We start from the raw sequence: 10777 nt of genomic DNA, 5'->3' as shown, positions 1-10777 counted from the left end.
TTGGTACTATTTGTATTCGCATCAATGTGAAAAGTTCTATTTTCCTGATATTTCACCCATCCGGTGAATTCGTCTAACAGTCATACGCGTTATTGTTCAATAGGTTACATGATTATTGGGGTGTCTATAGCGGGGATAAGGGAATTAACAAAATGAGATTGCTTTTTATGTTTGATTTTCAAGGAAACAATTGTACATTTGCACAAACAACAACATTCTTTCACTAACTGTTCGGAGTAAACAATGAGTCAGAAAGTAAAATCTGTCCATAAAGAAAGTATTATCAGTGGATTACTTCTTGTAAGTGTTCTTGTTCTTTTCGTGTCTGCTTTTTCATTCTCCCAAGATGAGATATTCTCAAGCGGTGGTACGGCTCGAAATATTGCACTTGGTGGCGGACCAATAAACCCGTTTCTTGACGATGCAATGCGTGTGCATATTAATCCGGCACAGTTCATTGAATATAAAGACTTCATTTGGGGTGATGTTGGATTCCGCACTACCGATGGTTCTTCTGGGAGTGGTAGCACACAATATTTGGGAGCGAATATTACACTCTCGGAAAATTTTAATACTGCGATTATTTTTAATAAAAGAGAGTCACCGCTCTACACTTCCGATTATTCCAATGCCTGGTTTGATCCGACTTCAGAGATGAACAGAAAAACATTCCGGGTCGGACTTTCGGATTTTGGAAGACCTCTCAATCCTGTTGAATTAGCGCTTGCCTATCGTTTTGAGAAGTTTGACCTCGGAGCGTCATTGAGTATTGGAGGTTGGAGTAGAAGTGCTGATGATATCGCAAAAGTCACTGAGCAATCAAGTAGAACAACCCGCCTGAAAATCGGTGGCAATATGGAAGTTCGTGACAACGTAGTTGCAGACGCGGTTTTTTTATTTGGCTTCAATTCAATGAAAGGAACCTATTCCTCATTTTATCAGACTACGACACTTGAAACGGATGGAGGAACTGAATACGGATTTGATATAAGAGTGCGTTATGAACTCGATGATAAATTAACATTGATACCGATTGGGCGACTATACAGTTTCACATGGGAGCCTAAAATTACGACGACCGAAGTTAGCAACCCAGTAGAAACATCAGAGTGGAGTAATTCAACTTGGGAAATGGGAATTGGCTTTAACTATAGTAAGAATCGGTTATTGCTTGTCGGTGGTGCGACTATGCAGATTCAGTCACTCTCAACAAATAATAAAATGAGTTCAATTTCAAGGGTAGAAAAAATGTCAGACTTACCAAAAATATCATTTGGTATGGAATGGAAATTTACTGACTGGTTCATTGGTAGAATGGGCTATTTTAACAGATTTACATCAACGAGGATTGAACAGACTGCAACCAATACTTCGACTACAACAAGCACTACAGAACAGCCATGGTATGGGGACCCCAATGGATTTTCCGCAGGTCAACAAAGAATTACGCTCGGCTTAGGATTTCGATTTTGGGATTTTGCCATTGATGGGACGATAAGTGAAGGAATGATTATTAAAGGTCCTTGGTTTATCTCCGGTGAGACACAATCATTATTTAGCCTTCTCTCGTTACATTATCAATTATAAAAAAAGTTTGTTACATTACTATCGAAATTTAGTATGGAGATTCTTATGAACGTTAAATATTTATTAGCAGTTGTGCTCACGGCTTCAGTCATATTTATTTCCTGCACGGAAAAGATTGTTGAGTACAGAACAGTTAATCCTACAGATAAACCAACCGTCAATGACCAGTTTCATGGCGATATTGTCGGGCGTGTAGTACAAAAGAACAGTGGCGCGAAAGTCTATATTAGTCAGGTGAACATTGTTGACTCTGCGCTGATTGACCCGAACGATGGCTCGTTCGCGTTCAACAGTATTCAAATCGGAAACTATGACATGACGGTGAAGGCGGCAAATTATCGCTTGTACAAACGGTACAATGTTGTCGTCACAGGCGGGGGGGTTATTTATGTCGGCGATTTCGATTTATCGAAAACGCCTGACCTCGTTTCATCCTATTATCCACAAGATAAAGCAGAAGTTGTGTATGATAACAGGTATGCGCGACTTTCGATCTCGGTAATGTTCACTCAACCGATGGATAGGAAAAGTGTTGAAGAAGCGTTCTCGACCAATCCACCGACGAAAGGAGTTTTCCATTGGGGCGTGTACGCACCGACATTGCAGTATGCTTATTACTATCGCGATATGTCGTTCTCGCCGATTGAATACGGGGCAGTGATAACAACCTACAGCAAAATTACTTCCTTTACATATTCAATCGCTAAAGTAAATTCGTACGTTGATACGACGTATACAATCACGCTTGGAACCGGAGCGAAAGATACAGCAGGAAATCATTTGCAATTTCCTTTGAACTTTAGTTTCAGTACTGTTCAAGCAGGCTACACAGTGTACGGAATTCAGAGTGACCCGATAGATGGGGACATTGATGTTCAGCCATTAACGTATGATGGAATAACAGTAACATTTCCGCGACGGATGAATAAACACTCGACTCAACAAGCGGTTTCCATTACACCGAATGATGCACGGATATTTGTTTGGCCCGACAGCAACAGGATGAAAATTTATCTCGGTGGAGTATTTCGTGCTGACACGACCTACAACGTGTTGATTGATTCAAATGCGCTTGACCTCGATGGAAATAAACTCGGTGAGCAATTTGCATTTTCGTTCAGAACTGCTTCCGTCGCATTATCGAACACCTATCCAACGAATGCAGAATTGTTTGTATCCACGGGAACATATATTCGGATGAATTTCAATACGTATGTCTTGAAATCAAGTGTTGAAACTGCGTTTTCAATTTCGCCCAATGTTTCCGGTACTTTTGTCTGGGGAGATGGTTATTACAATTCAGAAAGCAAAACTCAATTGACATTCAAACCATCAACAGCGTTGCAAGCGAATACGCTCTACACGGTGACGGTTGCAAATACCGTACGTGATTTGTTCGGGACACCGATGAGAGAGAGTTATTCGTTCTCGTTTGTGACAAGACCGAATTGATTTGATTTCGGATTGCGCCCGCCTGCCAAATAACTTGTTCGTCGGGCAGGGATTGTGAATTGCGGATTGGCGCTTGGGAAAATTTCTCCCAAGCGCCCTCGCTCTCTACACCCCAGCAATTACTATCTTGTATCCGCTTACTTTTTCACAGACCAAAACCCCGGAACTTTCAACCTGCACTTCGGGCAACACCCATTCTTCATCGTGTTCTTTTGAATAGTATATCCCCAACGGGCAATCAACAACTCATGGCATTTCGGACAGTAGGTATTCTCATAACTGCCAACTTGTCCCGGAATATTTCCGGCATACACAAAGTGTAATCCTGCTTCATAGCCAATCTCTGCGGCGCGCATCAGCGATTTGATTTGTGTATTTGGAGTGAGTTGCATTTTATAGTCGGAATGGAACGCCGTAACATGCCAAGGAATATCAGGCGAAACGGAAACAAGAAAGTTTGCAATATCTTTCAACTCTTCTTCCGAATCATTGAATCCGGGAACGACGAGCGTAACAACTTCAATCCAAAATTTCTTTTCATGCAATAATTTGATTGTATCAAGCACGGTTTGCAAAACGCCGCCAAGTTTTCTGTATTGTTTATTCTGAAATCCCTTCAAATCCACTTTGTACAAATCAACCCAAGGATGGAGATATTCGATGACTTCCGGTGTTCCGTTTCCATTCGAGACGTATGAAGTGACGAGCCCGTAGCGTTTTGCAATTTTGAAAACTTCAACCGCCCATTCACTAGTAATGAGCGGCTCGTTGTATGTGCTTGTAACAACTGTTGCATCGTATTGATGTGCGGCGAGAATGATATCTTCGGGCGAGAGAATTTCAAACCGTGCGCTTGCAGAAGGGTCACGAAGTGTTTGAGATGTGAGCCAGTTCTGACAATAGCCGCATTGATAATCGCACCCTAACATTCCGAAACTCATTGCAAGATGTCCGGGAAGAGCGTGGAAGAACGGTTTCTTTTCAATCGGGTCAACCTGCAATCCGGCGACATATCCCCACGGTACAAACAATTTCCCGCCGCGATTAAATCTGACACGGCAAATTCCATCTTTCCCATCGCCGATAGCGCAACGATGTCCGCACGAATAACATTCGATACGTCCGCCTTCGAGTTGATTGTAGAGAACACCTTCGTGCGTGTGAGTTGCGAGAATTTCTTTCGGCGTGGTTTCGGATTTTGTCATGACATTGGCTTTACGTCGCTGTAAATATACTCTAATTTTCCCGCACGGTCAATGAAAATCGCTTGCATCGCCAACAGAATTTTCTTATTTTGTTTCGGAAACTTATCAACAACCATTGCTCTTGTTGACCATTCTCTCAAAAATTATTGAAGGTTAACAATAAGTAGCCCACGACTTCAGTCGTGGGACAATGAAAACAAAATTAATTCACCGCTTCTGTAACCATGAAGCGAATTCAATTGTCTAATCATTACCATCAGTAAGAGAAACTATGAAATTTAAAATAATAATTATCGCTACGATTGCTATTGCATTGACAATATTACTTTCTTCATTTGCTCATGCGCTTTCAAAGGGGAAGCCGAAAAAACCGGTGAAAACAAAAAGCAAATCTATTCTTCTCAAACCCGTGAAGCCGCTTCTTGATACGTTGTTGTGGATGGAAAACCTTGCAATTCAACCGTGTGCAGAAGATAGTTTGAGTCTTGCCGCGATGTCGTTGATGCGTGAAGTGAACGAGTGGACGAAAGTGCGATACAGAAAAGGGGGCAATACAAAGAAGGGCGTAGATTGTTCCGGCTTCGTGAAGAATGTTTTCAAAGATGCATTTTCGTTTGCACTACCTCGCACATCGAGAGAACAATTTACGTTGGGCGATTCTGTTTCTCAATCTGAATTAAAGACGGGCGACCTTGTTTTTTTCAAATCAAAAAGAAAACGAATTAACCACGTCGGGATTTATCTCGGCAACGGACAGTTCGTTCACTCCGCACGAAAACTCGGCGTTTCGATTGCCTCACTCGCAAATTCGTATTACCACAAACGATTTGCGGGGGCGAAAAGGATACTTGGATTTAATTCCAACGCACTCGAATCCAACTGAAAAACTTTGTGCGCTTTGCGAGACAACTTTGTGTGCTTTGTGGTTAAACTATCGCTACAACTCCAAAGCAAGTTTCTTCAGTAACGAAAGATTCATTTTATCCTCATGTAAATCCTCACTCTTCGGTGTTTCAAGAATTTTCGGAATGTCAGTGAATCGTGAATCCTGCATCAAAAATCGAAAACCATTCTCACCGATAAAACCTTTCCCGATATGTTCATGTCGGTCAACCCGCAAGCCGAGTGGTTTCTTTGAATCGTTGACATGAAACGCGACGAGCCGTTTCAAACCGAGCACTTCATCAAACTCCTGCATCGTTTTCTCATACCCTTTTTCGGTACTGATGTCGTACCCCGCAGCAAAGATATGGCACGTGTCAATGCAGACTGCCATTCGTTCCGGCTCATCCACTCCATCAATGATTATTCTGAGATGTTCGAACTTATACCCGATTGCGGTTCCTTGTCCGGCTGTCGTTTCGAGAACGCTTAGCACGCAGAATCCCTTTGTCTGCTCGTGCGCAAGATTGAGTGATTCGATGATGAGTTTAATTCCATCCTCCTCGCCTTTGCCGATGTGTGAGCCGGGATGAAAGTTGAGATACGGAATTCCCAGCAACTCGCACCGTTGCAACTCATCCACAAACGATTCTCTTGATTTCTTCAGAATTGCCGAATCAGCCGCACACAAATTAATGAGGTAACTGTCATGCGCAATCACCGGTGCGATGTTTGATTTCGACTGAGCGATTTTGTAGTTTGCAACGTCTTCATCGGTGAGCGGCTTGCCCTGCCACTGATTGTTGTTCTTGGTAAAAACTTGCAACGTTCTGCAACCGACAGAAGCGCCACGCTCGAACGCTTTGTAGATACCGCCTGAGATTGATTCATGCGCGCCGATGAGAGGTTCGTGGTTACTGGTTTGTGGTTCGGATTTTTTGGTTGTCGGATTCATGTATTCATTTATCAAATGAAAGTCATTAGTCAATTGTCATTTGTCATTTGGTGGTATAACTGACAACTCTCTATGTACTAATCACTATTCACGAATCACCAATGACCAATGACCAATGACAAATAACAAATAACAAATGACAGAGAATTAATATGTATGTTTAAACGTATTCAGAATAAAGATAAAAAGAAAAAACTCATTATCGGTTTGATGTCAGGAACGTCGGCAGATGGAATTGACGCGGCGTTGACTGAGATAGTTGGGAACGGAATTCAAACGAGAGTGAATGTGCTTGCGTTCGAGACGTTTCCGTATCCAACCGGATTTAAGAAATTCCTTCTGAAGAATTCCGATGCAAACACCGCTCGACTTGATGATGTTGCCCGATTGAATTTTCTCATTGGCGAGTTGTTTGCCGATGCTGTCATTGCTCTTTGCAAGAAGGCGAACGTGAACATTGAAAATATTGACCTCATCGGTTCACACGGACAGACTATTCAACATCTTCCTGAAACAAAGAAATTATTTGGAAAAGATATTCGGGCGACGTTGCAAGTCGGTGAGCCAAGCGTGATTGCCAAGCGAACAGGAATTGTAACCGTTGGTGATTTTCGTGTTGCGGATGTTGCGGTAGGAGGAACGGGCGCGCCGCTTGTTCCGTATGTTGATTATCTCTTGTTCAGGTCAGAGAAAAAGAATCGTGCGTTGTTGAACATCGGGGGAATTGCAAACATCACCGTACTTCCGAAATCCTGTTCACTCGATGAAATGTCCGCTTTTGATACCGGCCCGGGAAACATGGCTATTGATGCACTGATGAAGAAATTTTACAACCGGGCGTATGATATGAATGGCGAAGTGGCATCAAGCGGAAATCTTATTCCTGAGTTACTTCATCGGATGATGGAACATTCATATTTGAAAATGAAACCGCCAAAGTCAACAGGCAGGGAAATGTTCGGTGAATTGTTTGTGAAGGAGATTCTCGCTCATTCCAAACGAAAACCAACGGAAGATATCATTACAACAGTAACGGAATTCACTGCGCTGAGTGTGTTTGAGGCGTATCTTCTTTTCATCAAAAAGAAAACGAAGATTGAAGAATTGATTGTCAGTGGTGGCGGTGTTCACAATTCTTATTTGATGAACTCGCTTCAAAAATATTTCAGTGAGGCGAGAGTTTCTTCGATTGAAAAATTTGGAATGTCATCAGATGCAAAAGAGGCGGTTGCGTTTGCGATTCTTGCGAATGAGACTATTGCAGGAAATGCATCGAATGTACCGAATGCAACTGGTGCGAGTAAACAAACAATGTTAGGGAAAGTTTGTTTGCCCTGAATATGGCGTTACAGAACAATGAATAATCTTACAACATTTATACTACACCAATCTATTGATTTAGGATAGAGCAATGTTTCTTGATTATGCTGCATATAATGGGCTTAAGTACTTTTAGTCGAAATTTCTCTGTTCGACGTTTGATGCTTCGGGTTAGAGCTTTTTTGTTCTTCTTTATATACTTGGTAAAAATACCTGACTAGTTTGCTTGGTGTCATTTTGCAATTTCATCTAAATTCTCTTTCATTGTTTTTGCATCAACCATCCCCATATTTTCCGAAATAATATTTTCCCCAGTCAATTCAAATGAATTAATAAATTTCTTCAGCAAATCATTTGAAAACATTGATTTTTTCCATTCAAAGTAAAGTTTCTGAATATTTTCATTTGATGCTTCAAATGGAATTTCAAAAAATGCCCCATCAGAAGGTGAAAAGTTTTTAAGCACAATTTGAAAGTATTCCGGGGGATTTCTTTGAAGAATATTTACATCTGCTGTAGCAGGTTTGCTTGTCATTATCGGAACAGAATGATTTAAATAATTCGATTTCATTAAGTATAGATGAAACACTAACGAATTAGCAGTAGCAGGACCTTGGTTCATAATCATTACGCTAACAATCCACCTTCCAGATTTTTCTAAAGTTGAAAAAGGACTACTCACTGGACTAATGGTAAATGCATAACAGATTACAGATTTACTTTTCTTTTCAGATTCTTTTTGAATATCCCAATCAGTTTTAATGCCAAAGTAAAATACAACAGCTGCAAAAACGGCACTGATTAATTTAGTATATGGGCTGGAAATAATTTGCCGAAAACTTTTTTCTTTTTGTTTAATATACTTAGTATTCATCTCTCCTTTTTTTCATTATTTTTATAACCTTGAATTTATACTACCTAACGAACTGGAACAAAGTTGCGTTTTAACGTTTCTGACCGGAGCAACTTTTATTAATTTGTTGATTACTATTGTATCCTAAGTTGTCATTTATAGGAACTCACCATTCAAAACTCAGACGCGTCGTCAGTTGCAACGTCTGGTTGACTGACGGTCTTTGTGAAAGCACGAAAGTAAATTTATTTCTTCTTTCGATTCAACAGTTTCGAGATGGCTTCTTTTAGTTGTGATTGTTCCCGGCGTATCTCACCGACGCGTTCTGCAAACGAGGATAGAACAGTTCTAATTGTACCTGCTAAGTCTAAACATTCTTCATCAGTCTGTGCATGGATGCCTTCACTGAGAGCTTGATGAAGCAATGTCAATGGATTGTGGCCTTCTATCAACAAAGAATCTGGTATTGCTCCTTTGAGAGATTCTACTGCTCTTGAGAACTGAGGTTCTTCTCTTGCTTGTTTTAGTGCTTCTTTTAAAGAAGTTGGGGCATTGGTTAGATCAGCAACTTTGATAACTTCGTCTAAAATCCGATTCTTTTGGTTTTCGACAACTCTTCGATAATAAGCAAATGCACCAATACCAAGACTTTGGTTTTCCGCACGCCTGCCTTTAAGAAAATAATCCTTTTCAGACCCAAGTAAACTAAGTAATCTAGTTGGTGTTGGATCTCCAAAAACAGGAACCTCACCCATTTTATATATGGTTGCGGAAGTATTGTCGTGAAGTGTGAAGATGACAGCAAAAATCTTCTTATTGGTCAAACAGTTTCTACATGAGTACTGTAAGAATGTGATTTCTGATTCCTTCACTTTTGGATAGAGAGATTTGGTTTCAGATCTAAACGATCGAATGCCATTGCATTGCTCTGAGGAGCAATAAAGTTGTAGGTCGCCGAGCGGCATTTCAAGGCCGCTTGACATCGAGGTTTTGTAGGATGTTACATAAACTCTGACTTTGGATTCTGTCCCTGGGGGATAGGACTCAAGAAACCTATTGATTATGACTGGGCTTTCTTCTATTGCCATATTTTTTCGAGTAATAAGTAGAGTCTTTCCATTTAGCTATTGTTTATACAGATTCCTGATATTTCGACTTTCTAGTAAGCGAACTCTCAACAACATTGTAAAATATCCGCATTAACTTAAACAAAGTGAAAAACAAATGCAAACCATCATCGTTTATTGTTCAAATCCTTGATAAAAGATTGAGGTATCATCAGTAGTCCATCGTAAAAAAGAAATACAAAAACACCATCGCCATGCTGAGTTGCAATAAGCGATAGTAATTCGTTTGTTTCGTCTTTAAGAGATTCCAAAGGTAAGCAACAGCGAATAAAACAATTGTTACAAAGAGAAACATTCCGATTGATTCAGGAATATTCATGTTCATACCCCAAAGTTTTGTCATGTTTGTTTTGGCGTTCAGGACTGAGCCGTAAAGAATCGGGAGATGGAGGACGTACACCAACAACGACTCCCGTCCGAGAACTGTCCACCAAGGATTTGCTGATTGAATATTCTGAGAAGCAAACCAGATTGCCGTCGTAATCAAAAACAACGCGCCGGTGCGAATGAAAAAATATGTCGGACATGTGTACCAGAAATCGTGCGCGCCGTATTCATGCCCGGGAATTAATTCGGCAAGTAATCCGACGACAATCATCGCAATGCCTGTTAAACCGAGTTTCTTGATAAACGCTCTCTCTTTTCCGTTTCGGACTGCGACAAGAAATTCAAACGAAGTGATGACGCCTGCATACAAAAATCCGACAAAAGGAAAAAGCGGAAACACAGAACCGTTGTTCATGTTCATCAATTGAGCGAACGCAAGCGGGAGTTTATCAAGCCAATTGATATTCCATGTGATTGGTGTGAGGAACGCAAGCGCAAGACTGATTGCGATAACAAGATAATAAAACCAATCTTCCCGCTTGAAGAAAAAGACCAACGCGTGAAGCGAAAGTAATCCGATGCCGATGCACGCAAGAACATCGGATTGAAAGAGTTGCAGGTAATCTCTTGTGGTTCCTTCAAGTAAGGTTTTTCGGAAAGAAAAGAAGGGGAGATGGATTGCAAGTCCAAGCCCGATGATGATGATGAACCTGCCGACACGTCGTGCAAGCGGCGAGCCCCAGCGATGATATTCCTGCCAGCGTTTATGTGTTGAGATGACAAACGTCAGTCCCGCACCGAATAGAAAAGCAGGCGCACTCAATCCATGAAAGAACTCATGAAACAGAAACCAACCTGTTTGCTGAATCTCCGGAGTTAATAACGCACGAAGCACATGTCCTTCGAGCATGAGAAGGATGATGCATGTCCGGTACACGTCAATGAATAGGTAGCGATGCTTCACTTCGTTCAGTTAAAAGTTAAAAATTAAAAGTGAATGAGAAGTTATACGGTATCAGTTATAGGTTACAGGTTGCAGGTTAGAGGTTACTGCATTTCTCAAAATTAA

At 41.1% G+C, this 10777-nt stretch carries 10 protein-coding genes; 4 read left to right on the top strand and 6 right to left on the bottom strand.

What is annotated here, in order from left to right:
• The first annotated feature begins 243 nt into the window (after positions 1-243).
• Positions 244-1587, top strand: a complete 1344-nt coding sequence (locus HY960_04615; protein MBI5215012.1) for a hypothetical protein — start codon at positions 244-246, stop codon at positions 1585-1587.
• 45 nt (positions 1588-1632) lie between these two features.
• The gene (locus HY960_04610) at positions 1633-3039 is read left to right on the top strand and encodes an Ig-like domain-containing protein (GenBank protein MBI5215011.1); all 1407 of its coding nucleotides are present in this window, start codon (positions 1633-1635) and stop codon (positions 3037-3039) included.
• Between the two features lie 137 nt (positions 3040-3176).
• Here HY960_04610 and amrS read toward each other — a convergent pair whose 3' ends face one another.
• Positions 3177-4244: an AmmeMemoRadiSam system radical SAM enzyme gene (amrS, locus tag HY960_04605; protein MBI5215010.1), complete on the bottom strand. Its 1068-nt coding sequence runs from the start codon at positions 4242-4244 to the stop codon at positions 3177-3179.
• The gene (locus tag HY960_04600; protein MBI5215009.1) at positions 4241-4384 is read right to left on the bottom strand and encodes a hypothetical protein; all 144 of its coding nucleotides are present in this window, start codon (positions 4382-4384) and stop codon (positions 4241-4243) included. The genes amrS and HY960_04600 overlap by 4 nt, the downstream gene beginning before the upstream one ends.
• Before the next feature lie 131 nt (positions 4385-4515).
• On the opposite strand from HY960_04600, the gene HY960_04595 reads away from it, so the two are divergent.
• Positions 4516-5127 carry a C40 family peptidase gene (locus HY960_04595; protein MBI5215008.1) on the top strand — a complete coding sequence of 204 codons (612 nt, stop codon included), beginning with the start codon at positions 4516-4518 and terminating at the stop codon, positions 5125-5127.
• 54 nt (positions 5128-5181) lie between these two features.
• On the opposite strand, the gene nfo is transcribed toward HY960_04595, so the two are convergent.
• On the bottom strand, positions 5182-6081 hold the full coding sequence (nfo, locus tag HY960_04590; GenBank protein MBI5215007.1) for a deoxyribonuclease IV: 900 nt from the start codon (positions 6079-6081) through the stop codon (positions 5182-5184).
• Between the two features lie 156 nt (positions 6082-6237).
• Here nfo and HY960_04585 point away from each other — a divergent pair, with 156 nt between their 5' ends.
• Positions 6238-7419 carry an anhydro-N-acetylmuramic acid kinase gene (locus tag HY960_04585; GenBank protein MBI5215006.1) on the top strand — a complete coding sequence of 394 codons (1182 nt, stop codon included), beginning with the start codon at positions 6238-6240 and terminating at the stop codon, positions 7417-7419.
• 214 nt (positions 7420-7633) lie between these two features.
• Here the strand turns inward: HY960_04585 and HY960_04580 are convergent, their stop codons facing one another.
• From HY960_04580 to HY960_04570, 3 genes are all read right to left on the bottom strand, one after another.
• Positions 7634-8275 (bottom strand): hypothetical protein, encoded by a 642-nt coding sequence (locus HY960_04580; protein MBI5215005.1) that lies wholly within the window; start codon positions 8273-8275, stop codon positions 7634-7636.
• Positions 8276-8499: 224 nt separating this feature from the next.
• Positions 8500-9342 (bottom strand): hypothetical protein, encoded by an 843-nt coding sequence (locus HY960_04575; GenBank protein ID MBI5215004.1) that lies wholly within the window; start codon positions 9340-9342, stop codon positions 8500-8502.
• Between the two features lie 190 nt (positions 9343-9532).
• Positions 9533-10672, bottom strand: a complete 1140-nt coding sequence (locus tag HY960_04570) for a DUF1624 domain-containing protein (protein ID MBI5215003.1) — start codon at positions 10670-10672, stop codon at positions 9533-9535.
• Positions 10673-10777: the final 105 nt, after the last annotated feature.

The sequence above is a fragment of the Ignavibacteriota bacterium genome, from assembly GCA_016212665.1.
Taxonomy (GTDB): domain Bacteria; phylum Bacteroidota; class Ignavibacteria; order UBA10030; family SZUA-254; genus FW602-bin19.
Note: the sequence above shows the minus strand (reverse complement) of the source record. Positions and strands in the feature narration are given on the sequence as shown.